29 protein-coding genes are annotated in these 22437 nt (G+C 36.2%); 14 read left to right on the top strand and 15 right to left on the bottom strand.

The genetic code is table 11. The features are described 5' to 3' along the window. Positions 1-110: 110 nt before the first annotated feature. From BFU36_RS00395 to BFU36_RS00350, 10 genes are read right to left on the bottom strand one after another with little or no spacing between them, the layout of a single operon-like run. Entirely contained in the window at positions 111-755 is a 645-nt protein-coding gene (locus BFU36_RS00395; RefSeq protein WP_231961195.1) for a hypothetical protein, read from the bottom strand. Continuing rightward, positions 736-1260, bottom strand: a complete 525-nt coding sequence (locus BFU36_RS00390; protein ID WP_069281343.1) for a hydrogenase maturation protease — start codon at positions 1258-1260, stop codon at positions 736-738. The genes BFU36_RS00395 and BFU36_RS00390 overlap by 20 nt, the downstream gene beginning before the upstream one ends. Continuing rightward, a complete protein-coding gene (locus tag BFU36_RS00385) occupies positions 1260-2024 on the bottom strand; it encodes a hypothetical protein (RefSeq protein WP_069281342.1) in 765 nt (254 codons plus the stop codon). The genes BFU36_RS00390 and BFU36_RS00385 overlap by 1 nt, the downstream gene beginning before the upstream one ends. 49 nt (positions 2025-2073) lie before the next feature. Beyond that, positions 2074-2547: a hypothetical protein gene (locus BFU36_RS00380; protein ID WP_083216323.1), complete on the bottom strand. Its 474-nt coding sequence runs from the start codon at positions 2545-2547 to the stop codon at positions 2074-2076. Positions 2548-2573: 26 nt separating this feature from the next. Next, positions 2574-3005: a hypothetical protein gene (locus BFU36_RS00375; RefSeq protein WP_069281341.1), complete on the bottom strand. Its 432-nt coding sequence runs from the start codon at positions 3003-3005 to the stop codon at positions 2574-2576. Beyond that, positions 3002-3319, bottom strand: coding sequence for a hypothetical protein (locus tag BFU36_RS00370; protein ID WP_083216322.1), 318 nt, complete (start codon positions 3317-3319; stop codon positions 3002-3004). The genes BFU36_RS00375 and BFU36_RS00370 overlap by 4 nt, the downstream gene beginning before the upstream one ends. Further along, complete coding sequence (locus BFU36_RS00365) at positions 3316-4587, bottom strand: (Fe-S)-binding protein (protein WP_069281340.1); 1272 nt, start codon at positions 4585-4587, stop codon at positions 3316-3318. Before BFU36_RS00365 ends, BFU36_RS00370 begins: the two co-directional genes overlap by 4 nt. Then, positions 4568-5455: a hypothetical protein gene (locus BFU36_RS00360; protein WP_069281339.1), complete on the bottom strand. Its 888-nt coding sequence runs from the start codon at positions 5453-5455 to the stop codon at positions 4568-4570. The genes BFU36_RS00365 and BFU36_RS00360 overlap by 20 nt, the downstream gene beginning before the upstream one ends. Before the next feature lie 12 nt (positions 5456-5467). Continuing rightward, positions 5468-7723 (bottom strand): nickel-dependent hydrogenase large subunit, encoded by a 2256-nt coding sequence (locus tag BFU36_RS00355; protein ID WP_069281338.1) that lies wholly within the window; start codon positions 7721-7723, stop codon positions 5468-5470. Between the two features lies 1 nt (position 7724). Then, a complete protein-coding gene (locus tag BFU36_RS00350; protein WP_069281337.1) occupies positions 7725-9074 on the bottom strand; it encodes a cytochrome B in 1350 nt (449 codons plus the stop codon). Between the two features lie 167 nt (positions 9075-9241). Between BFU36_RS00350 and BFU36_RS00345 the strand changes: the two genes are divergently transcribed. From BFU36_RS00345 to BFU36_RS00335, 3 genes are all read left to right on the top strand, one after another. Next, the gene (locus BFU36_RS00345) at positions 9242-10507 is read left to right on the top strand and encodes a beta-L-arabinofuranosidase domain-containing protein (RefSeq protein ID WP_069281336.1); all 1266 of its coding nucleotides are present in this window, start codon (positions 9242-9244) and stop codon (positions 10505-10507) included. Next, a complete protein-coding gene (locus tag BFU36_RS00340) occupies positions 10488-10955 on the top strand; it encodes a hypothetical protein (protein ID WP_069281335.1) in 468 nt (155 codons plus the stop codon). The genes BFU36_RS00345 and BFU36_RS00340 overlap by 20 nt, the downstream gene beginning before the upstream one ends. Before the next feature lie 100 nt (positions 10956-11055). Continuing rightward, the gene (locus tag BFU36_RS00335) at positions 11056-12480 is read left to right on the top strand and encodes an APC family permease (protein ID WP_069281334.1); all 1425 of its coding nucleotides are present in this window, start codon (positions 11056-11058) and stop codon (positions 12478-12480) included. 57 nt (positions 12481-12537) lie between these two features. Here BFU36_RS00335 and BFU36_RS14140 read toward each other — a convergent pair whose 3' ends face one another. Together BFU36_RS14140 and BFU36_RS00325 are read right to left on the bottom strand one after the other, a co-directional pair. Next, a complete protein-coding gene (locus tag BFU36_RS14140; RefSeq protein WP_231961192.1) occupies positions 12538-12939 on the bottom strand; it encodes a transposase in 402 nt (133 codons plus the stop codon). A 445-nt stretch (positions 12940-13384) separates the two neighbouring features. After that, positions 13385-13717, bottom strand: a complete 333-nt coding sequence (locus BFU36_RS00325; protein ID WP_069281333.1) for a DUF4898 domain-containing protein — start codon at positions 13715-13717, stop codon at positions 13385-13387. 130 nt (positions 13718-13847) lie between these two features. Here BFU36_RS00325 and BFU36_RS00320 point away from each other — a divergent pair, with 130 nt between their 5' ends. Next, the gene (locus tag BFU36_RS00320; RefSeq protein ID WP_197490536.1) at positions 13848-14798 is read left to right on the top strand and encodes a nitrous oxide reductase family maturation protein NosD; all 951 of its coding nucleotides are present in this window, start codon (positions 13848-13850) and stop codon (positions 14796-14798) included. Positions 14799-14978: 180 nt separating this feature from the next. Next, a complete protein-coding gene (locus tag BFU36_RS00315; protein ID WP_069281331.1) occupies positions 14979-15494 on the top strand; it encodes a CPBP family intramembrane glutamic endopeptidase in 516 nt (171 codons plus the stop codon). 14 nt (positions 15495-15508) lie between these two features. Here the strand turns inward: BFU36_RS00315 and BFU36_RS00310 are convergent, their stop codons facing one another. Further along, positions 15509-16516, bottom strand: coding sequence for a hypothetical protein (locus BFU36_RS00310; RefSeq protein WP_069281330.1), 1008 nt, complete (start codon positions 16514-16516; stop codon positions 15509-15511). Positions 16517-16751: 235 nt separating this feature from the next. Between BFU36_RS00310 and BFU36_RS00305 the strand changes: the two genes are divergently transcribed. Genes BFU36_RS00305 through BFU36_RS00265 form a run of 9 tightly spaced genes read left to right on the top strand, consistent with a single transcriptional unit; the run spans position 16752 to position 21990 of the window. After that, positions 16752-17198, top strand: coding sequence for a hydrogenase maturation nickel metallochaperone HypA (locus tag BFU36_RS00305; RefSeq protein WP_069281329.1), 447 nt, complete (start codon positions 16752-16754; stop codon positions 17196-17198). Further along, positions 17173-17931, top strand: a complete 759-nt coding sequence (locus BFU36_RS00300) for a P-loop NTPase (protein ID WP_069281328.1) — start codon at positions 17173-17175, stop codon at positions 17929-17931. Before BFU36_RS00305 ends, BFU36_RS00300 begins: the two co-directional genes overlap by 26 nt. A 59-nt stretch (positions 17932-17990) precedes the next feature. After that, the gene (gene hypE, locus BFU36_RS00295) at positions 17991-19046 is read left to right on the top strand and encodes a hydrogenase expression/formation protein HypE (protein ID WP_069281327.1); all 1056 of its coding nucleotides are present in this window, start codon (positions 17991-17993) and stop codon (positions 19044-19046) included. Positions 19047-19058: 12 nt separating this feature from the next. Beyond that, positions 19059-19313 (top strand): hypothetical protein, encoded by a 255-nt coding sequence (locus BFU36_RS00290; RefSeq protein ID WP_231961190.1) that lies wholly within the window; start codon positions 19059-19061, stop codon positions 19311-19313. 2 nt (positions 19314-19315) lie between these two features. Continuing rightward, positions 19316-19594, top strand: coding sequence for a HypC/HybG/HupF family hydrogenase formation chaperone (locus BFU36_RS00285; RefSeq protein ID WP_069281326.1), 279 nt, complete (start codon positions 19316-19318; stop codon positions 19592-19594). Further along, the gene (hypD, locus tag BFU36_RS00280; protein ID WP_069281325.1) at positions 19587-20717 is read left to right on the top strand and encodes a hydrogenase formation protein HypD; all 1131 of its coding nucleotides are present in this window, start codon (positions 19587-19589) and stop codon (positions 20715-20717) included. Before BFU36_RS00285 ends, hypD begins: the two co-directional genes overlap by 8 nt. Next, a complete protein-coding gene (locus BFU36_RS00275) occupies positions 20717-21445 on the top strand; it encodes a class II aldolase/adducin family protein (protein ID WP_231961189.1) in 729 nt (242 codons plus the stop codon). The genes hypD and BFU36_RS00275 overlap by 1 nt, the downstream gene beginning before the upstream one ends. Next, entirely contained in the window at positions 21417-21695 is a 279-nt protein-coding gene (locus BFU36_RS00270) for a hypothetical protein (RefSeq protein WP_231961188.1), read from the top strand. Before BFU36_RS00275 ends, BFU36_RS00270 begins: the two co-directional genes overlap by 29 nt. Continuing rightward, positions 21682-21990, top strand: coding sequence for a hypothetical protein (locus BFU36_RS00265; protein WP_069281323.1), 309 nt, complete (start codon positions 21682-21684; stop codon positions 21988-21990). The genes BFU36_RS00270 and BFU36_RS00265 overlap by 14 nt, the downstream gene beginning before the upstream one ends. Here the strand turns inward: BFU36_RS00265 and BFU36_RS00260 are convergent. After that, positions 21968-22201, bottom strand: coding sequence for a HypC/HybG/HupF family hydrogenase formation chaperone (locus BFU36_RS00260; protein ID WP_231961187.1), 234 nt, complete (start codon positions 22199-22201; stop codon positions 21968-21970). The two genes, BFU36_RS00265 and BFU36_RS00260, sit on opposite strands and share 23 nt — an antisense overlap. Continuing rightward, entirely contained in the window at positions 22188-22415 is a 228-nt protein-coding gene (locus BFU36_RS00255) for a HypC/HybG/HupF family hydrogenase formation chaperone (protein ID WP_069281322.1), read from the bottom strand. The genes BFU36_RS00260 and BFU36_RS00255 overlap by 14 nt, the downstream gene beginning before the upstream one ends. Between the last annotated feature and the right edge of the window lie 22 nt (positions 22416-22437).

Raw genomic sequence — 22437 nt, 5'->3', positions numbered from 1 at the left:
TATAAATTTATTTACAATTTTAGTTAACTCATATAAGCTTAAAAACTAATAAATCGATGATGGCTAAACTGGTTTGTAAGACATAAGAACTTAATGATAAAGCCTTAAAGTTATAATTTTATCACGGATCTTAATTTTTCATAAGCCTCAACTTCTTCCTTTGATGGATTCTTAAAGAGGATAATATAGAAATCTACGCTTATCTCAAGATCTAGAAAGTTATCTTTAACTTCATTACGATAAACTACTGCCACTTCTCTCTTTAACACTTCATTCATCTTAGCCTTAAATAACCTTAACTTTTCATATTTATCCTTACCACAAGTGGAAATGTATTTCTTTTCAAATAATTTGCTAGATATATCATACTCTCTTACAGCTATCTCACTTTCCTCACATATATCCCTTGTGTTAGTTACCACTATTCCCTCACTACCTATTTTTTGAGAATGCACGATAAGATCCCACTCCTTCAAAGTCTTCATAACATAAAACGGTGCTATTATTATACTTGGCTTACTTATACTGAAACTTAAATTACCTATCTTCAGTTTCCCATTAAATATTTGTGAAAGTATTATATCAGATGGCAAAAATTCTAATAAATATTTTGCTGTAGGAATTTCTTTAAGACTACCCGTTATCATTTCTTTTAAAATCCAGAAGTTAATGTTTAGAATTAAAAGGAGGTTGTAAGGAATCTCGCCTACAAATTCCTCTAAAATGTCATTTTCGTTACTGACATCTATTAGCAACCTGCAATACCCTCCTTTTAATTTCTTCCTCGTCGTAGTTTATTTTAAAATCAGACATCACTTTTAAGAGAGCTTCTGCAATTTTAGGCAAATTTTTCTTAACCTCTTCAGATAGACCAATTTTAGGTTCTAGGCTATAAGGCTTACAACCAATGATGTAAACTTCCGACGATGATCCCATTAACTTAAGCATTGTCAACACGCTTTGTATTCCCAAACCGTGAGATCCAGAATACTTTAGATCTAAAACAGTTGACGCAACTTCATCAAGGTTAACTTCTAAGTTAATTTTTACTACATCGACTTCCTTATCCGTTAACATAGCGTCAATTATTATTAAAACGTCGTAATCCTTTAAACTCTCTATTCCAGCTATTCCAGTACTGCCTAAATCTATAACATCAACTCCTTCAATACTATTCATTAAAGCTTCTGCTATATGTGAACCGCAACCATCATCACTCATTAAAATATTACCAACCCCGACTATTGCAATTCTTTTCATTAAAAGTCACTCCAATATTTTGCATCAAGAGGTAGTGGTTTCCAACTCTCCTTCTTAGGATGATTCATTATCTTACCGTGAAGCTTTACGACTTTGGAAATGACTGGCATCACTTCCTCTCTCTCTTTAATCTCATCGGCTACTAAATTTGAAAGGAGTTGCCTTAATTTCATTAAATTGTCAGTCACATCTTTCCATAACCCCCAATCGGCTGAAGTCAATTCAAGTATCTTATCTTCTTTAACATCTTTCACTAGTAGTAGTGAGGCTATGTCTGCTAAGTCTTTATTTACTGGATTATGTCTCTGTAATTTAGATAGGATTAGATCCTCGTCATCAAGGGTAAAATCAGAATCCCAATTGACCGGAATTACATGGTTAAATCTCATTTCGTTAAAGTAGTAGACCTTAACTATAACATTCTCTTTGAAGAACATTCCCGCTACATCCCCTAAAACCTTCTCTAGATGAAAATATGGAGTGTATTCGAGGTTAGTAATTAATCCCTTAAACTTATCCCTATCCTCCGGTTTTACCAAGAAGTTAATATCTATATCTTCACTTTTTCTATACAATTTTAGTAATTCTACTGCGACCTTATTTTCCTTTGCTTTATAATAGAAAGCAACAGAGCCATAAAGTAACGGCTTAATCCCATCTTTCTTAGCCTCTTCATATATATTTCTAGCCTCTACCAGTAACTCATTGAAGGTCTTCTCTATATCCTTTCTCATCATAACATCAAAAGGTGTTAATCCAGACATACCAAAATATAATACGTAGTTCTGATATATATTTTTTATGTTTTATTTTTCACTCAAACAATTTAATAACTTTTTCCAGTTCATCTAATATATTCTGAATTTTAAAATAATTTTCTGATCTTCTAATAACTTTAATTGTTCTATCTATTTGAATAGTTGTGAAATTCCTCACTCTCATCTTCATGTCAGGGTCGTTACTTACAATAATCCCATAGTTTATCACATTTCCCAATAATGGTAAAACGTTAGGTAAATTGAGATTTAACTTAACTTTCTTATCAACCTCTACATAAGCCTCATAAGCCCAAACCACATCACCTAGCCTTATTTTAAATGCCCTTTCTAAGCTAGATAAGAATGAATCAGCCCAGTATTGTACATCTCCATTGAAAAAAGATATTTGCTTGAGAAAACTCTCATTTCTCTCATCAGTTAAAAGACTAACTCTAGTTTCCTTTAGATTAAATTCCAAATCATTAGTATTGAATATTTTATTTATGATGTATAAAGGGATAGGTCTCAAAAACGAGATGGTGTACATTTGTTCCTTTACTTTAATAGCCTTAACACCTCACTTTTCATTAATTCCTTACACATTCTTCCCCAATCGCTTAACTCCCCATCCTCGTTTACCACTTCACACTCTACTATCTCAGCACGCTCTATTATCCTAAATGCACTCAACATCCTTAGAAAGGTGTCAATGTCGCTATAATAAGCTTTAAAATTAGCATAAATTTCAGCCCAATCAGCAAGAGGACTCTCTGATGATTCAAAACTATAACGTCTTAGCTCTTTTTCCCCTCTTTTAGCACTGGCTAAAATTACTAAATTCTTAGGTCTAACATCAGATAAAAAAGTAATTGACTTGATAGCTCCACTCAAATCAATTATTTGGAATCCCTCTTTATTCAATTCCTCCATTACTAATAGAGGTATATAATAGTCGCCCTTATACCAATAACCAACTGCACCAATCACCTTTCATCTACCTTTTTTGGCTTTATTGACTGTGCCAATTCCCATAATATCTTCTCCGGCTCTTTCAAGTTAAGGGGACTTATGTTAGAAGCTAAGGCAGTTAATTTTCTTCTATCGTCCACTAAACCATTAACTTCCTCTATATTAATCTCTAAACCATAACTCTTCAATATCTCTCTTAAAATTTCAATAGAGTTTTCACGTCTCTTTACTTTGGGTAAAACAAGATAGAGATCATTATCGCCTAGATCGTTAACTATTTCCTTAAGTACTTTATCTAATCCTAAAAGTTTGATTAAAAAAGAAGAGCTCATATCTTTATACCTCTTTCTAATATGATAGTAAAGTAAGTTACATCAAAATTAGCTTGCTTATCTGCAATAGCATTACCTAATGATAATTTGCAGTTAGGGTCAAATACTATTACATTTTTACTCCCCCATCTACTTAGTTGATTAATAACATACTCTCTAGCCCTCTTTACAATTTCCTTCTTCTCGCTGATTAGCTCTAAGTGGTGTGTACAAGTATATAACTTATGTGAGGATGGTGAATCCCTTGGCTCAATAAATTGAGGCGCTGTAAGCCTTAATATTTCTCTAACAGGCTCTTCTACTCCCCCTAACCTACTTAGGAATTCAGAGTAATGTACACTAGTTGGTCCCTTAACGTCAGCCTTACTTAGCTTAATAGACCCTTGCTTATACTTTTCATAAACTGTTTGTGTTAAGTGCTCTACTGGTATGGGCAACTTTACTCCTGAGGATTTAGGTCCTTGCCACCTTAACCAGAAATAGGAAGTACCATCAGTTGTAATTATTTTCTTAACCTCTAACCTTTTAGCCTCCTCTAGTACCTTTACAAACACTGACCTAGCAGTCTCGAAGTCTCCTACAAGATATGCATAATAACCGGGGTCACTTACCGCTGAGCTTACAGTAACTGAAATCTTCATCTTAGAGAATATTGATGCTATAGATTGTAGGATTTCCATGTCTTGAATTTCCAGTGGTGAGGGAATGTAAAGATATTCAGAACCTTTTTTATCTACCTGAAATCCAACTTTCGAAGCCATTTCTTTCCAATTAGATATTCCTAAAGCGTTACCTAACTCTTTAGTGTTTTTTGCTAGTTTTTCAGCAGTCTCATAATTGAATCCAGAATAATGTAATATCCTTCTCATTAATATTGCGGTGTACCAGTTTGGAATCTCCATTGGCGAAGTTTCCGTACAAGCTCCACAAGCTGTACAATTGTATGCGGAATCAGTCCACCTCATGAATTCCTTATTGCTAATCCTTCTTAACCTCAGATATCTAGCTACAATCCCATAGCCAGTGTAAAACATTGAATAGATTTTGTTAATCTCATACGTCCTCCACGCTGGAACATCAATTGGTCTCTTAGTAACTAACCAAAATGGGCAGGTATAAGAGCAAATTCCACATCTCATGCAATTTTCTAGTCCATAAACGTCGGCTGGACCTAATTCGTCAAATGTCCTTGAGGCTAAGTTCCTATTTATCTCTACTCTATTGCCCTTCACCTTAAATCCCCCACATTTAAACTCTTCTTCTCCCATATGAATAACCTGCAAAACCCTTACCTACATAGTACCAGAACATGTGGAATGCCTTGCTGAATGGTGTGTAGCCTATGAATATTCCTACTAAGGCTATGTGTAATCCGTACCAGTTAGCTTGGTTTGGAACTCCAAGATAAGGAACTCCCCAATCATAAGCTGCTCCTAAACCAGTAACTATTATTGCTGCCAGTAAGATTAGGAATACGTAATCACCTATACTACTTAAAGGCCTATGCTTAGTTATGTCATCTATAATCCTTGTAACTAGGTAGCCTATTAACCCTGCAAAAGCTAGCAATGCCATGAAACTCCCGTTAACTATTACTGATAAAACACCCCAAGGTGAAATTGTATTAGTTGCAACTTCAGCTGAATTCCATGCCCCAACTGGGTTTAGAATACCTCCATGTGAATATGATGTTGCACCTAAGATTCCTAGCTGGTATCCAGAAGTGAATGATTCTGGTACGGAAGCTGGCATTAGCCATCCTAAGATGTTAGGAACTCCGAATATACCACTAAAAATATAATTCCACGCTATTATATGTATTCCAACAACTATTATTAATCCTAATATGAAGATATGATTGAAGATCGTTTCAACTATCAATAATGGGTCGTGCCTAGATGCTCGCCCAAAAGGTCTAGGTATTGCAGTTATTGCCTCCTTAAATTCTCTTGAAAGACCAGCTTCACCCGGAATATTAGATCTTCTGAATATGAACTCCCTCCCTATCCTATAGACTAAACCAAATATAAAAAATAATATTCCTAGAGGAAATATTACGTTTAATCCCCACCAATATAGACTTAATGGTGTCCCTGGTCCTCCATTGGCACCTATAGCTGCGTGCACTATTATCATACCTTTACACCTTTATTTAACCTTCATGGCGAACTTATAGAAAGCCTTTATTGCTTCACTTAAATCAATTGGAGCTCCTAAGGTCAAATATCTCACCTTACCATTTGGTAGAACAACGTGGACTCCGCAGACGAAGCATGGATCGAATGACCTTAACGCCGCTGCAAACTCAAATCCATCCCACTGCTCTAGTGGAGTTACTGTTAGTTTAGGTGAACCGGGTATGTTGTATCCCTTATTTCCTTGTATTGTCTCTTCAAATGTGCCAGCACCATCGTTTTGTGCCAAGGATGGAGCTGGACTAACTGTTTGAATTCCGTCATCATAAGAATTCTTCACTCTTGGCCCTAGGTTAACCGTCGTAGGTTGCATTTGTTGTGGATTTATTGCTGGCACATTTGGTCCTTTGCCAGTAGCTATCACATTAGCGTGATACTGCGCTCCTCTCGGAGCTTCCTTCATCCCCACTCCTATTGCTACCCCAGTATTCGTGTTAGCCTTGTACTCCCAGTCATACTGATTTCCTCTACTAACAGCAGTTTGTCCATTCTTTATATAGTTTACTGCAGAGAACCATGCTACCCAGGCTCCAGCTGCCTCTAAAGCTACTGCGAAGGCTCTTGCTCTCATTCTCTCTACAGCGTTAGTGATGAATTTTCCATTGGTTATTTGCCATGGAGATAAGTAGTTTAGCTCTATTTCACCTTGTAGTTCTTGAGGCAAAACTACCCTAGGACTTATAGTTTGAGGTAAGTTCCATTTCACGTATTGATTGCTGGCATTCCCGTATTGTATTTCTATTCCTGCTATGCTATACGTCGCTGTGTATATGGGCTCCGGTGCACTACCTTGTAATACTTGAGCATACATTAAGCCCATCGGATCTGCTTCTACATTATAGAAGTAGCTTGAAATGGGCTTATGTCCTTGATATGGAACGAATCTAGGGGACACTCCCCAGCTATACTTTCCGTACTGGTTGCCAGAACCAAATGGATATCCTCTAGCCAGAGGAGTTGGTATCGTCCACTTCTTCCACGGGTGATAAGCATTTACCTTATTCCCAATCGGATCTACTTCTATACCGGAAACTTCAGAAGGTACTTGCGAGCTATATGGAGACTGTGTCCAGTCTGCTTGGAATGAGGACTCTACGAATTCATGGACTGCTAGATTAATATCGATGTAACTGTTTGTAACTATTTGTGGCGGGGAAGTTAGACTAGGCTGAATGACTAATCCTGGCTTAACCACCCTAGCTCTTCCCCAAGCTCCAGCATTTTCATAAGTTGCATCATAAGGAGCTACTGTAGTGGATGAAGGACTAACCTCTGGAGCTTCAGCTACATCACTTTGTCCATAAGATACGAAGTTAGCTGGTCTATTTCCTAGTTCAGCAAAACCTAAGTTGTTGAAATGTGTATCGTAATACGCTTGAACTCCGAAAACGTTATCGTAATCGTTTAAGAATAATGATAGTACTTCCCATACTACTGCTTGCTTTTTCATATAGGCAGTACCGTCTATTAACCTCTGTAAGTATGCTTGCAAATTCTCTACAGTGGCGGGAACTCCAATTCCTCCTGGGACCATCGTAATTGGATGTGGTATTCTCAAGTAATATAACAGTTCTGCTTCATGCATTATCCTCCAAACGTAAGCCCCTTCTAAGAATATTGCACCAATAATAGGAACTAAACCATCCATTATATCAGCAACCGTCCTCATAGTTACTCCAGCAAATTGAAGTTGACTAGGTGCTCCATTTGGAAAAGCCTCTGAGTAATCTAGAACCTTACTTATCGGTGTTTGTGTAGCTAATTGATAAATGTCAGGAGGATAGTACCCAGCTATTTTAAAGAATAATGAACTCCAATCGGGGCCTCCTAAAGCAGTTAAGTGGGCTGTGTGGTCATACATCATTGCAGCATCATTTGCTAACATTATCGTCTCTAAACCTAAGGGTGGAGGAGCATAACCACCCATTGCCATCTCTTGAGCTATTCTTTCTATGAATTGATGATGTTCTCCACAGATTCCGCACTCCCTTGAGGATAACATTATTATATCCGGCGCTGGCTTATTTCTCATAAAGATCTCAAATCCTCTGAACATTCCAGCACCAGCGTATGCTTCAGTAGCTCTTATACTCCCATTTTCATCAGTACTGACAGTAACTTGTATTCCTAATTCTGGCTTTATTCTCACTATGGGCTCTATAACTACAGGCTTTGTCCAATCATACTTAAATAAATATGAGCTAGCCATTTTAGCTCACCTCCTTAGCCTTAGGGGTTAAGGGTTTTCTCCTAGTTCTGGATAATAAGTAAGAACCTACACCAACAACTACTCCAACTCCAGCTGCAGCTGCAAGAAGCGTAGTTGAAGGTAATGTGGGAGCATTTGGAGGAGCGTAAAATGGTTCGTATAAGTCCGGAAATCCTGGGGCAGTGCAAGCAATGCATACTCCCCCTCTTGTACATCCTCCTACACCACCGACCCAACCCAATAATGGAGCTGGGCTATTAGCCTCAGTACCCTTACACCCTAGACTATAAGTACATTGAGGATCTCCAAATTCCTTTGCGAAAATTCCTTGAGCGAAGAAACCAGCCCTTGGACAGTTCTGGTGCGTTTCGTTCCCGTAGAAGAACTTAGGTCTATTAAAAATGTCAAGATAAGAAGAGGGTGGTGGAGCTAAGCCTCTAGCGTATAAAACTCCAGCTACTAAGGTTCTCATTATCCAATCCCCGGCTGGAGGGTCAGCGGCGATTGCTACAATTGGTTGACCCAATTTACTTTGCCAATGATAACTTGGACCAGGATAGGCTGTATTATAAGGTGAGTTGGTTACTGCATAAATGTCCTCATCTATTACGGTTTCTCCGTTAAAAGTTCCTAAACCTTTTTCATATACTTCATGTAAATAAGCTGGGAACCCTAAGATGCCTCTATATGGGTCATCTAACATACCCATCGTATATGTAGGAGTCCTTTGACCTAAACCGTTTGTAGTAGAAGGTATTCCTCCATAGGTTGCACATGCACCTGTTGCGTATACTAGTGCTGCCCTTTTCATTAAATTAAACACGAACTGATCACATAACAATACTTCTCCACTGGGAGTTCTACCGGCAGAACACCAGAAGGAACCTGATGGCTTTTGATAATACAGTCCAAATTCGTCAAACATAGTCCCTTCAACAACTAAAACGTAAGGATCAAATAGTCCAGCTAAAGCCGCTTCCATGGTTGGATATGCCATATCATCTTGTGGCATTAGGATTGGGTGATAAACTAAGTTAACGTTGCCAAGCTGGGGTATCGATGGTTGCCTTAATTGTATTGGCTGTAAATTGAACGTAACTTGGGTTACAACATCTTCCACAGCTGGATTCATCGCGTCTATGAAGGCTATAGTGTTTCCTCCACACCATCCGTTACCAGTCCATATGATGTTTATTGGATCTGCCAGTGTGTCACTAGCCATATTAAACAAGTCCTTCCATGTTAATCCCTTCTCGACCATCCAAGCTGTTAAACCGGACATAGCTGCCAGCTTCATGAAGTCTCTTCTACTAATTCCAACTTTAAGTTCCTTTGATTTTACCTCCTTCACTCTCTCACACTAGGTATACTTAAGTAAACCAGATTAATAAAATTTACCTTGAATATTAGTTAAGTTAGGATACATTTAATTAACTTTATTTTTAGAATATTAAGACTGAAATATAAGAATGATTAAAGTGCAAGACTTATTTATTTGCATTATTAAATTAATGTTAGATGAAGTTCGTTCCATGGAGGTTAGCTTATAATAAGGAACTAATAGCCCTCTTCATGAATGCTAGCTGGTGTATAGATTGCTATCAGCAAGAGAAGGAAATTGAAGGCCTTGACGAAGAATTTCTACAAATATCTTTTACTAAAGAGGATGCTGATGAGAGACTTGATCTAGCAGTTAGATATACTCCGCAAATTTATCCATCTATTAGTTTAATAAGTAAATCTACGGTAATTGGTGGTACTTATGGTTTAGTCAAAAGGAATAAGATTAGAGAGATTTTAACTCAAGCTATAGAGCTTACAGAAGGTAAACGAAAACTCGTTACGTTACCTAAAATCTCTGTGCATAAACTTAGCGTTAGCCCTCAGTATGTAGTAAGTGAGGTATTAAGAAATTGTGAGGGATATTATGATTGGATAAATGGGGGATTTGAAAGAGAACCTAAATTCGTTTCTCCGGAAGTATTAAACTTATTTTTAAAGCTTAATGATTTCTATCATACGTCTATGGTAGTTGCTACGTTAGATAACGTTATATCTAATTTGTGGGATGATGGATTCTATGCATACTCCATAACTAGTGATTGGAAAACTCCTTATAAAGCAAAGTTATATGATTTTAATGCAGAGTTAGTTAGCACTCTTCTTGAAGCCTATGAGAAGATAGGGGATGACAATTATTTAGATTATGCAGTAAAGTCTATAGAGTGGATGATAAGGAATAGGAGGAGTGATGGATTATTTCCTAATGCACAAGTGATTGATAAAGTGGATAGCAGAGCCTTTTTGAGTGTAAACAGTGTTGTTGGAGAGTCTTTATTCAGAATGTATAAGGAGACTGAGGATAGTAAATATTTAGAGATAGCTGAAGAATTGTATAATAATATTGTCTCTCGTAAACTCACTCATAATCTAGATAACCCTGACTCTCCCCTTTTCCTAATTGATATTGCGCGTTTTCTAAAATTTTCCTCTTACCTAAAAAAGAATAATAAAGAAATTTTCAATATTCTTAGTAATTATGAAAGCAATAAGGGTGCATATTATGATGTGACATTGAAACACGCGAGTGAAGAGAGGATTGGTAGGTACACTTTCCTCTACGATAATTCTATTTTAGCCCAAGCCTTCATTAATCTTGGAATGATTAATGAGGCTAAGAAAATCTTGGACTCTTTAATCGAGTCCTTTACAATATACACTTACTTTAATCAAGCTGTATACGCATTAACTTTAGGTGAAGTATATGGTCTCTTTCCTCACTAGACTTTTTGTAAGTTTTGTCATAATTACGCAAATCATATTTTCAATTGAGGTTATTTCGGCTATTTATGAGATAAATATTCCTTACATATCCTATATTAACTACGTAGTAGGGATAATAACACTTTTAACATTAATAGCTAGGTTGTTTACTGCATTTATCTATAGCAATATCAAATACGTCTCATTACTTATGATTATACCCATTGTGAACGTCTTTACAATAACTTATTTAACATATAAACTAACTTTTTCAAAGCTTCTTTCCCTTTTAACACTCATAATCTGGTTCTCTAGCCTGATCGTTACACTTTTATTTAAACTACCAATTTACCAGTTTACGTCTGTGACATACTATTTACCTTATTTAATTACCCTAGATCTAACTTCTTTAGCCTCCTTATCAATCGTAACGTATGCTATTTTTAAGTTTGAGAGAAGCAAAAGATGAGAAATTACTTTTACAATAAAAATACGCAGACCCTCTCTAGAAAGTTTAGAAAGAAAAATTTTTAAATCTTTAATTAAGCTAAATTGATAAAGCGGTAGGAATGAAAAGGCATAGTTTTCATACCAAAATTACAGATCTTAAAAGTGAAGTGCTACATATCCTAGACCTCGTCCCTCTGTCTACCTCTTCGGTTGCCCCTACCTTCAGTATAGCCGCAGCTTACGGTGTCATGGTCTCCCTAGCTGGTCCCCAAGCTATAATGGCTACTTTCCTTACGGCAGTACCATTTCTACTCGTTGCATTGATTTTTAGACAATTTAATCTGCACTTTCCACATGCTGGGGCATCCTATCATTGGGGATGTAAGATTTTGGGGAAAAAGTTTGGTGCCTTTCAAGCGTGGGTGGTAACTCTTGCGTACTTCTTATCTATCCCCCCTATAGTAATCCCCGCTGGAGAATACACGCTAGCTCTGTTTTATTCGCTTGGATTAATCCAATACTCTGTTTACTCATCCCAGTTTTGGGTTTCCGTAGTAGGCATAATTTGGGTCTTAATCGCAGCAATCCCTCTTATGTTAGGGGCTAAGCCAACAGCTAGATTTACTGAGGCCTTTCTCATTACGGAGCTTATAGTATTGGGCCTCTTCTTAGGCCTCGGTTTTGCAAACTTTAAGGTGGTGAACCCATTTAGCTGGAGCTGGTTCTTCTCTACTAAAGTTAATTGGACTGGATTAGTACTCGCAATGATTGTTGCAGCCACAATTGTTGATGGATGGGAAATAGATAGTTATGCCTCTGAGGAATCTAAAAGACCTAGAAGGTGGCCAGGACTTAGTGGAATAATAGGCCTCCTCTCAGTCCTATTAATATATAGTGTTACCATGCCTCTAATGACCATAGAAACCCCCTTAAAACCTCTAGCACAGAGCGTAGATCCCTTATTTACTTGGACTCAATATGTGGTACCTTCATATTCCTGGCTTATGGACATTGCAGTGCTTACCTCTACTGCAAGCTCTCTCTGGCTCACTGCATTTATACTCAGTAGAGCGTGGTACGCCATGGCTAGGGACAAGCTTTTGCCCTCGTTCTTTGGCTGGGTACATGAAAGATTCAAGAGTCCTTGGAGTAGTATACTCTTAATATCTGGTCTCAATGTTCTAGTAAATGTATTAATGTTAATTTCCCCCTCAGTTGAGTCCTTCTTTACTTTATTGCTTAGTGCTGCTGGAATCTTTCTAGCCATGGAATTCTTCCTAGATAGTGTCAGCGGAGTACTGTTTTTCTGGATAAAGCATACGCCAATGGGGAAAGAGAAGCTAAGCCCACACATTCACTGGGCTTACAGGGTAGTATCTATCATAGCCTCCCTTTCCCTTGGTGCAATAATAGCCCTAGGACTTTTTTACAGCCCATCCACCATAGGTGGTGATTTCCCATATGTATTTGCAGGATTAATGACGTTTTCAATTCCTTTCATTTATCTCTCAAGGAAGATGGAAGTAAAGGAATTCGCAGCTTAAAAGAAGGAGGAGACTTTTTTAAGTTAAATAGCTAAAGACTCTGACCTCCTCCCCGCCCTAAAGGGTTTTGCCAAGGTCTAAAGCGTTACTCCCCTTTATTACTCCATTTGACGTTACGAGAAAGGAAAGGGGCTTCTTTAGTACGCTTACAATCCTATTTATTGCTCTCTTCATTATGTTTAAAGCACCATTAACGTCACTGTGAAGCTTATGACCTAAAGGGCAATTGATAATCCCTCTAGGCTTCCTCTCAATCTTAACGTCATGGAAAGCACAGAGCTTTGAAGTATTATACTCGACAACGAGAAACACCTTTATACCATATTCGTAGAGTTTATACACTATTGCCTCAGTTAGTTTACGATAAGACCAGATATTCACAGTGAACTTGTTACCCTTATCTTGAGAGATAAAGTAAGGGTAACCAAGGTAGACTGTTAAGACTCCTAACTCCCACAACGACTTAGCGAGGTGAGAAGCTAAAGTGTATTAATCTGCGATACAGTTTCTTAAAAAGTCTCTCTCTTTCCCTTAACACTTCCTCCCTAGCTTCAGTCTCTTTGTATCTTCTCAGCTTCAGCCTTTAGTCTGTCTAACTCTGCAACCATGAGTCTGCCAACTTCCTCAGTTTTCTTTCCTGTGCTCCATTAGGGAACAATCTAACAACGATTGTACGTACACTCCCTTCTGGTATTGCGAGAGTAATAGTCGTCTCCCGCTCCTCATCTTTATGAAGTTGATCAGAATGGAGTGCAATAGGAGAAGATGGGGAAAAGGTTTAAAAACTTACCCCGCCTTAAAAGGCGAGGTTTGCGTTCTTTTTATCATGAGATTATAAACGTACTTCTAAGCACTGTTGACATGAGTGGTAAAGTTGTTTTACTATATTAGTGCAAATTTGAGATTATCTAATGCTGTATTTTTTAGCTAAATCTTGAATTTTACTAGCTGAAGAGTAGTATCCCATGTAAATTTTTTGGCTAGCATTTTTACTATACATTATAGTAAGTGACGCACTAGGTCTGACTTTACTTATTGCTTCCCTAATCTTATTAGCCATATCATTCTCGTTTAATGGTAATACTACTAAAACATTAATGACATCTTTTGGAAGGATAAGGTCGAAAAATTTTTGATAGTCAGATACTATACTGGTATTAAATGCTCTAAGATCAGATATACTTAACGTTCTTGCAACTTTAATGATGTAATCTTCAACTTCAATATTAGATGTCATAGCTTAATCACTTATATATTAACTTGGATAATGTGGTATAAATATGTATCAATGGAAGGACTTGGAGTAGGAAATTGTCCTTTGAATAAATATGTGAAAGTTTTTATATATGAAATTAAAATCTAAATTAATGAGAAGAAAAGTAGTTTCTTTTATATTACTACTTCTTATCATTGTGCCTATTCTAGTATCACCTAATATTTTAGCTGGCTCAATTTCTAGCAATTCAATAATTATTGTGAAAAAGAATAATGTTATTATTGAAGGCATGAAGATTATAGGTAATATCACAGTAATAAATTCACATAATGTACTAATTTATAACAATACAATTTTTGGAAGTGAATATTACGGAATATTTGTTTACAATTCATCAAATGTTAGTATAATTGACAATAAAATAGGATCGAATTATTATGATGGAATTAGCATCAAACAGTCTAACAATACTGTGATAGAGAGAAATATTATATTTAACAATACTAATGGTGATGGAATTACTATTTGGTATTTTAGTAATAATATATTTATTTCCAATAATAGTATTATTGAAAATAAATATGGTATCGTTCTATTAACATCTTTAAATATAGTAGTTAAGAATAACAATATCACGAATTCAATGTATTATGGAATTTACTTATATAACGTCAGTAATACTAGCCTTTATGATAATTTAGTTGAAGAAGATGATGCGGGAATAGAGATAGAGTATTCTAGTGTAGTGAATGTTCTATCAAACCACATTTCAAATAATTTAGTTGGTGTTTATTTGGGAAAAGAAATATACAATCTTACCTTAAGATATAACGTAATTCAAAGTGCTAAATTTGTCGGATTACTTATCGTTTATTATCCTATCCCGTTTGTATCTCAAGGAAACACTTTCTATAATAATACTAAAAATCAATTTTATGCATTTAATACTACTATAAATTCGATTACTCCGTCGTATAGTATAACTAACATTACAATACGTCAGCAACAACGGTCTGGGCAAAACACTTTTTACTATTTAATCCCACTTAGCTTAATTCTATCTCTCTTAATCGTGTTATTAGTGAAAAGGAAAAAAGGTTAGAAACGGGTAAAAAAGGATTATTCACAAACAAACAGTATTATTTTTCCGCTTATGCTTGAGTCCGCACCTACAGCATATCCTACCTGCTAGAGTCTCCGTAATTGCCCACTAGAGTAGTCGTAATGTTTCTAGAATTCTCTAAATATGTAGTTTATAAGTGTTTTTGCGTATGATGTTTTAATGAGAATAGAGTGTTTATTTTCAGGAATAATTTTACCTTTATTAGCAATCCCTTGGGAATTATACGCATATTCTTTAGATAGATCATTATATTTAGGAGCGTTAGTGGTCTCAATAGCTGAAATAGTCTCCCTTCTATTGGTCAAGAAAATAACTAAGAATAAACTGAGAATGTCTTATAATCGAGGAATCTTCCTTTCAATACCAATGATAATTATTATGATAATTTTTCCTTCAAGCAGTCCAATAATTTTCAAATACCCATTACTACTATTTCCAGCAATTATAGGGGGAATATGTGAAGAGTATATTTATAGGGGTTATATTCTAGAAGAAGGAAAATATGACGTTTATATTCAAGCAGTCCTCTGGTCGTTTAACCACATTTTAGATGGACCAATTTTCATGATTTATACTCTTTTTATAGGTGTAATTTTAGGACTAATTTCTAAGAAATATGGTATTATGCCATGTATTATAGCCCATGTCTGTAGTAATGTTTTAAGGCTAATGTGAAGTAACGAATGGTTTCAGAGACGTTGTGAGGACACTTTTCTAATGACGTAAAATGATGAAAGTAGATAAACGAGTAGTAGTGAAAGTCCTATTGAAAGTTGCAGATAAATTAAATTATACCATAAAGCTATCGATGCGCCCCATAAAAACTGTGAGATTGCTAAAATCACTTCATCAATATAAAGTAGTTTAACGTTGATAGGATTTGCCTTAGTTTGAGCCATACTTAGAGACAAATAAATTGCTATTAATGTTAATAAGCCATAAGGTATCTCGTTAATACTTATAGAGTAATATAGAGATGACGTACTTAAGGCAAGATTTAAAATGACGAAAGTTACAAATTTATTCACACTCATTTTGCCTCTAATTACCAGATAAGTGACATATATTGACAAGGAAAAGGAGATCAACGTGACCAAAATTGAAGCCTCTCTGACTGGATCGTAAGGTAGTGGAAGAATGGAGTGCGTCATTTCAGATGCAATGTTTGGTCCACTTAAGGCAATTGAGCTTAAGAGTATTGGATAATAGTCTTTACTCCTTAAGGAGAAGTAGACTATTTCTGGGAAGATCATTAAGAAGAACATGAATGAATTTGCAAGCTCAGCTAGTGACATGAAAATTTGTGATAAAGAATTAATTGAAATAGCTGGAATGTCAGTTCCATATACAAATAAGGTAACTAACGCATTATTGAACCCTCTTAAAATTACATAGTACAATAAGCTCATGATTATCTCGTTTGATAATAAAAATATGATAAGAGATGTTCTCCAAAAACCTAAATTTCTCAGAGTTATTGGGATGATAAATAAAATAATTGAAATGGATAATGCGATTACGAGGCTATCGAGTGAAAATGCAATTAAGAAAGCTACAGTTTGTATGTAAACTAAAATCATTGATAAGAAAGCGTATTTATCCTCATTATTTCTCATGCCTCTCTCTAGCGTTATTGATAGTAATATTGTCATTAGAATGATGTCTATAATGTAAACTAGTACTAGAGTGGAAACCACATTTTAAAATATGATGATAGCTTTTTTAACCTTTTTAATTAGCTATCAGAACTACATTAAGATGATGATATTTAGTTGATATATAAGATAAAATATATTTAATAAAAATTAAAAAAAGTAGAAGAGTATTATTCAGTTTTATGGGATTTGCTATTATACCTAAAAAATAAAGGAGAAAACATTAACCTCCCCTTTACACGCATATTCTTTTTAACTTCCTTCTCACAATTTATTTATGCACGAGTGGTCAGTTGCCGATTCGATAATAAGGGCTTTAATAAATTGGGCTAATGAGAACAACGTGAAGGAAATAGAGAAAGTTAAAGTGGGGATCCCATCTTTCACTTTCCTTGAAGTAGACATTCTGAAAGAAGCTTTTGATACGATGAAGAAAGGATCAGTAATTTTAGATAATGCAACTCTAGAGGTAAAGTTTAAGGATCCTACCTTTAAGTGTAGGAACTGTGACAATGTGTTTACAATTGACCAAGTAAAGGATCAACTTGACAAGGTGAGAAGTGAATATGGTGAGGAATATCCTTTGCACTTAATTCCCTCATTAGCCTCATCATTCTTAACTTGTCCAAGATGTGTGTCACATGATGTTGTAGTTCAGTTAGACGATATAACAATAGATGAGATAGTGGTGAGGGAAGGTGGAACCATTAAGACAGTTGGCTAAGGAGAAGCTTAGGGGTAAAAGAGTATTTGTGGTAATGAGTGCTAAAGGTGGTGTGGGTAAAAGTATAATCTCGTCTCTATTAGCACTTTCTTTATCAGAGAGTGAGAAGACTACCGTTATAGACGTTGATGTGCACACTATGGCAATAGCAAAGCTATTTGGATTAGAGGGAAGACTACACGAGGTTAGTAAGCTAGGTGTAGAGCCCTTTATGATAAACAACTCGTTAGGATTAGTTAGTCTAAGTGGAGTTGTAAAGGACAATTACGTAATTTTACCCGGTATTAGTCAAGACAAAGTGATAGAGTCTATAATAGCCTTTGGAAACTTAAAAGAGGCTAAGAATGTGGTCTTTGATCTACCGCCCGGTTTAGGAGATGAATTGTTAGTAATAGAAAGAGTTGCAGACAGAGATTACGCTCCGATTGTAGTAACTACTCCGTCAAAAGTCTCTGTGAAAGTAGTAGAGTATTTAATCAAATATTTAGTTAACGAGAGGAAAGTTAAACCAATGCTTTTAGTAAACATGTCGTATTTTAACTGTGGTGATAAAGTGGTAAGACCATTTGGGGATGTAAAGATAATAAAAGAGTTGTCTGAAAAATATGGTATAAAATTCTTTGAGTTGCCAATTGATACAGAGATAGAAGCTTTCATAGGAAATATTCAGAACTACAATGGTGTAGTTAGGCAGAGAATTAGGGAGTTAGTCTTGTCACGAGCTATTTTTTAAATGATAAACCACAATACTTAATAATCGCAATTCACATTATTTAATTTGTGAATTAATGGATGAGTGATCCTAAAAAGGTTGTCACACTTTTACATGGCGCAGGAGGAAGTTATATGCATAGTTTAATTAAAGAATACTTCTTACCTCTTTATGACGGCTTTGGCGAAGTTGGGCTAAATGTGTTAGATGATGGAGCAATTGTAAATGGAATAGCTTTCACAACTGATTCCTTCACCGTTAGACCAATATTCTTTAAAGGAGGAGATATAGGTAGGTTAGCAGTTTCTGGAACTGTAAATGATTTAGCAATGATGGGAGCTGATCCAATAGCGTTAAGTTTAGCAATTGTTTTGGAGGAGGGATTTCCTAAGGAGGATCTAGCCAAGATTGTTGAAAGTATAAAGAGGACTTCAGAAGAGGCAGGGGTGCACATAGTTACTGGAGATACTAAGGTGATGGAGAAGGGTTCATTGGATAAAATTATAATAAATACTAGTGGAATAGGCTTACCTTCGCCGGAGTTAAAATATAACTTCAAGGTTTTAAGGAAATCTAGGGAAGTTAAGTATGAATGGTTAGTGCCAATGAATATTAGACCAAATGATAAGATAATAGTGTCGGGAACTATAGGTGATCACGCCATTGCCATCTTATCATCTAGAGAGGGGATAGAGTTTGAGATTAACATATCATCTGACGTAGCTCCCTTAAATAAGATGATGAAGAGTGTTTTAGAAGTGGGGGGTGTAGCTGACGCTAAAGATCCTACTAGGGGAGGTCTAGCTGACTTATTAAACGATTGGGCTGACAAATCTGGTTTAGGAATCTATATAAGAGAGGCTGATATTCCAGTAAAAGAAGAGGTTAGAAGTGCCGTTGAGTTCTTAGGACTGGATTTATTGGAATTAGGAAATGAGGGAAAAGCTGTACTCGCTGTATCCCCAGAAGTAGCTAATGATGTCTTAGATGCTTTAAAAAAGACTCCTTGGGGTAAAGATGCTAACATAATAGGTGAAGTTAAAAAAGATATTGAGGGTGTTATATTAGAAACAGTAGTAGGGGGTAAAAGGTTAGTAAATAGACCAGTAGGTGATCCAGTTCCAAGAATATGTTAGGAGGGAAAAAGGATGGCTAAGCTCATTTGTATGGTCTGTGAACATGAAGAAAAAGTTCCCATGCATTGTGGTATGGAAATGGAGTATATACAGAAGGGGAGTTTTAGAAAAGTTGATTATTTAAGATGTAAGATATGTGGGCATGAAATGTTTATGCCATTACATTGTTCAGTACCTATGCTATACTTTGATGAGGATTATTTCCCAATTTCTAAACCCACAAAAGCTGAAATAGAGGAGATGAAAAAAATTTATGGGGGTATTTAAAGATGTGCGTAGCATACCCTGGAAAAGTAATCGAAATAAATGGGGATTTCGCTAAGGTCGATTTCGGCTTCGGAACAATTAAGGATAATGTATTAATCTCTTTAGTTAACGCTAAGATAGGAGACTACGTTTTAGTCCATGCAGGTTATGCAATACAAGTAGTTGATGAAGAAGAAGCTAAGAAAACTATTCAAATGTGGGAGGAGATGACTAAAGGATTAAATGAAGAACAGAGGAGGAGAGATCTATATGAGGCAATAGGGGGTGGGGTAAATGAGTGAGAGACTACCCCAAATTTTAAAGTACTATAGAAATTCAGAATTAGCTAAGGTATTAGCTGAGAAGATTAACCAGTTAGCGAAGAAGATTGAAGAAAACATCCAAATTATGCACGTTTGTGGCTCACATGAGTGGACCATAACACATTATGGGATTAGAACGCTTTTGCCAGATAACGTACAAATTAGGGCTGGACCAGGATGTCCGGTATGTATAACGCCAGCAACTGATATTGATGATGCTGTGAAGTTATCATTAGATGGAGTAACAGTTGTAACTTATGGAGATATGAGTAGGTCAAAGGGCACGAAGATGAGTTTACAAGACGCAAAAGCTTTAGGAGCTGATGTCAGAATCGTTTATGGAGTTCAAGACGTTATAACTATGGCTAGAAAAGAGCCGAATAAAGAATTTCTATTCTTCGCAGTAGGAATGGACACTACAGCCCCAGCTACGGCGTTTGAAATACTTAAAGGGATTCCTCCAAATGTGAGCTTTTTAGTTAGTTATAGATACACTCCATCTATACAAGGGTCAGTAATGGAGTCTAACGTTTTAGGAATAGATGCGTTCATTTCTGCTGGGCACTCAGCAACTATAACCGGGATGAAGCCTTATTATGAATATTTTCTGAGAACCAAAAAGCCGGTTGTGTTTTCAGGTTTTGAGCCAATAGACGTTCTATTATCAATTTATATGTTATTGAAGCAAATTTATGAAGGTAAGCCGAAGATGGAGAACGAGTATACGAGATCTGTTACTTGGGAGGGTAATATTAAAGCTCAAGAGGTAATGGAAAAAGTATTTGATTTAGAGGACGGTTATGTTAGAGGAGTTGCAGTCTTTCCTAAGGCTGGTTTTAGAATAAAAGACGAGTTTAGGCATATTGACGCTAGAGAAAAATATGGCTTAAGGAAGGGAATATCTACACAAGACGAATACGTAACCGGCGCTAGATGTGGTGAAGTGGTTATGGGTCTAATTGATCCTCCAGAGTGCCCGCTATACATGAAGAGTTGTACTCCAGAAGATCCTAAGGGAGCTCCTATGGTATCCCAAGAGGGTACGTGCTGGATATGGGCCCATCATAAGATAATTAATGCAGTACCTAGATGTAAGAGGTGATGGAAATAGTTTACATGATTGGCAATACATATTGTAAGCTCTGTCAAACTAGTGAAGAACAATTAAAACAAGAATTAGTTAATACGGTGAAAGCTTTTTACTATAAAGGCTTAGTGACTAATGCTGGTGGAAACCAAAGTGCTAGATTACCGGGGTCTAATAAGATTTGGATTACCCCTTCAGGTTATCCTAGGATGAGTTTAGCAGCAAATGATTTAATTGCAGTAGACTTGGAAGGTAATGTTATTGAGGGCGATTTAAAACCGTCAATAGAAACTTATGCTCACCTAGCTATATATAAGAACAGACCAGATGTTAATGCAGTGATTCACGCTCACGCCCCTTACGTTATGGGAGCCACTTTATCTGGATTTTTAGAGATTACACATGGTGAAGCTGCAGCAATATTAGGTGACGTTAAAATAGTACCCTATTCTCACCCAGGCACTAAGGAACTAGCTAAATTGATAGGCGAAGCGTTTAGAGGAGAAGGAATGAAAGTGCCTAGAGTTGTAATAACTCTAAATCATGGAGCTTTTTCAGCTGGTGCTTGCATTCACGAAGCTAGGGCATTCATGGAGATATTGGACGAATGGGCTAGATTTAATGTAGCTTCAAAGGCTTTAGGGGGTATAAAATACAAATTAACCTTAATAGACTTGAGAAAACCTGGTGCTGGATACATTAGGGCGGTAAAATTTGGCGGAAGACAAGGAAAGCTGTCTTAAAAACTTGGAGAATGTAATAGAGCTTGAGACAGGAATACCAGCATTAAATTTAGGTTTAATTAGAGTTGAAAACGATACGATCTATTATAGACCAGTCTCAGCTTACACCCCACAAATTCTGGTAATAGCTTTAGGATTGCAAATATTGAAGGAGGTATTTAAATGCGGATACCAAGTTAAACTTGAAAACTATTACTTACGAGATGAGATAAACGTTAGATTAGAGATGATAATGAATGGACTCTCATGAATACTTAGCTAAGAATTTATTAGAATTAGCTGAAATATCAAGAGATCCAGTCGTTAAACTATCGGCATTGTTAGACTGCCTTGAGGAATATGCATTATTTAAGTTTCAACTTAAAGATTCAATAGTCGATTACAGATACTTGATTATAGAGAACATGAAAAAGAGTGACAGCAAGATTTATGAGTTATACTCTGAGGTTATTGACGAAATGTTCAACTATCTCATTAGCGGTAAGTGCAACGAAGAATTAGTAAAAAGAGTAAAGGAACTCATTAGTCAGAAAGTAAGCTCTTAATTTTGCTCCTTAAATCTTCCTCAATCTCCTTATCATTTAATACTTTTATAGCATAACCCGCGTGAACCAAAACGTAATCCCCTACCTTAGCGTTAACTAATGAAATATTTACCTTTCTCATTACTCCCTTAAAATCCACTTTAGCCTCGTCACCGACAATTTCAATTATTTTACCAACGTGTGCCATATCATAGGGATCATAGTTGCTCAAAATAATTCACCATCTCTTTCTGAATTTGTTGTAACTCTTTAAATTCCTCCTCACTTATCTTACTAATTATCATCCCATAACTCACAATAACCTTATCACCAGGCTTAACGTCAACTTCAGTATTTATAACTGGTTGAATATTGCCATTACCGTAATCAACAAATACCACCATTCCCTCGCTCTGAACCACAACAGCTGGTAAGCTTAAACACATATAAATTAACTATGTTTATAAG

It is taken from the genome of Sulfolobus sp. A20 (assembly GCF_001719125.1).
Lineage (GTDB): Archaea > Thermoproteota > Thermoprotei_A > Sulfolobales > Sulfolobaceae > Saccharolobus.
Note: the sequence above shows the minus strand (reverse complement) of the source record. Positions and strands in the feature narration are given on the sequence as shown.

What these genes read in the sequence shown, in the direction of transcription:
- BFU36_RS00325 (WP_069281333.1), bottom strand. Translation starts at nt 13,717, where the DNA reads ATGACATCTAATATTGAAGTTGAAGATTACATCATTAAAGTTGCAAGA.
- BFU36_RS00390 (WP_069281343.1), bottom strand. Translation starts at nt 1,260, where the DNA reads ATGAAAAGAATTGCAATAGTCGGGGTTGGTAATATTTTAATGAGTGAT.
- BFU36_RS00320 (WP_197490536.1), top strand. Translation starts at nt 13,848, where the DNA reads ATGAGAAGAAAAGTAGTTTCTTTTATATTACTACTTCTTATCATTGTG.
- BFU36_RS00290 (WP_231961190.1), top strand. Translation starts at nt 19,059, where the DNA reads ATGGCTAAGCTCATTTGTATGGTCTGTGAACATGAAGAAAAAGTTCCC.
- BFU36_RS00255 (WP_069281322.1), bottom strand. Translation starts at nt 22,415, where the DNA reads ATGTGTTTAAGCTTACCAGCTGTTGTGGTTCAGAGCGAGGGAATGGTG.
- BFU36_RS00345 (WP_069281336.1), top strand. Translation starts at nt 9,242, where the DNA reads ATGAAGTTCGTTCCATGGAGGTTAGCTTATAATAAGGAACTAATAGCC.
- hypD (WP_069281325.1), top strand. Translation starts at nt 19,587, where the DNA reads ATGAGTGAGAGACTACCCCAAATTTTAAAGTACTATAGAAATTCAGAA.
- BFU36_RS00370 (WP_083216322.1), bottom strand. Translation starts at nt 3,319, where the DNA reads ATGAGCTCTTCTTTTTTAATCAAACTTTTAGGATTAGATAAAGTACTT.
- hypE (WP_069281327.1), top strand. Translation starts at nt 17,991, where the DNA reads ATGAGTGATCCTAAAAAGGTTGTCACACTTTTACATGGCGCAGGAGGA.
- BFU36_RS00335 (WP_069281334.1), top strand. Translation starts at nt 11,056, where the DNA reads ATGAAAAGGCATAGTTTTCATACCAAAATTACAGATCTTAAAAGTGAA.
- BFU36_RS00315 (WP_069281331.1), top strand. Translation starts at nt 14,979, where the DNA reads ATGAGAATAGAGTGTTTATTTTCAGGAATAATTTTACCTTTATTAGCA.
- BFU36_RS00360 (WP_069281339.1), bottom strand. Translation starts at nt 5,455, where the DNA reads ATGATAATAGTGCACGCAGCTATAGGTGCCAATGGAGGACCAGGGACA.
- BFU36_RS00355 (WP_069281338.1), bottom strand. Translation starts at nt 7,723, where the DNA reads ATGGCTAGCTCATATTTATTTAAGTATGATTGGACAAAGCCTGTAGTT.
- BFU36_RS00265 (WP_069281323.1), top strand. Translation starts at nt 21,682, where the DNA reads ATGGACTCTCATGAATACTTAGCTAAGAATTTATTAGAATTAGCTGAA.
- BFU36_RS00275 (WP_231961189.1), top strand. Translation starts at nt 20,717, where the DNA reads ATGGAAATAGTTTACATGATTGGCAATACATATTGTAAGCTCTGTCAA.
- BFU36_RS00340 (WP_069281335.1), top strand. Translation starts at nt 10,488, where the DNA reads ATGGTCTCTTTCCTCACTAGACTTTTTGTAAGTTTTGTCATAATTACG.
- BFU36_RS00385 (WP_069281342.1), bottom strand. Translation starts at nt 2,024, where the DNA reads ATGTCTGGATTAACACCTTTTGATGTTATGATGAGAAAGGATATAGAG.
- BFU36_RS00365 (WP_069281340.1), bottom strand. Translation starts at nt 4,587, where the DNA reads ATGGGAGAAGAAGAGTTTAAATGTGGGGGATTTAAGGTGAAGGGCAAT.
- BFU36_RS00305 (WP_069281329.1), top strand. Translation starts at nt 16,752, where the DNA reads ATGCACGAGTGGTCAGTTGCCGATTCGATAATAAGGGCTTTAATAAAT.
- BFU36_RS00285 (WP_069281326.1), top strand. Translation starts at nt 19,316, where the DNA reads ATGTGCGTAGCATACCCTGGAAAAGTAATCGAAATAAATGGGGATTTC.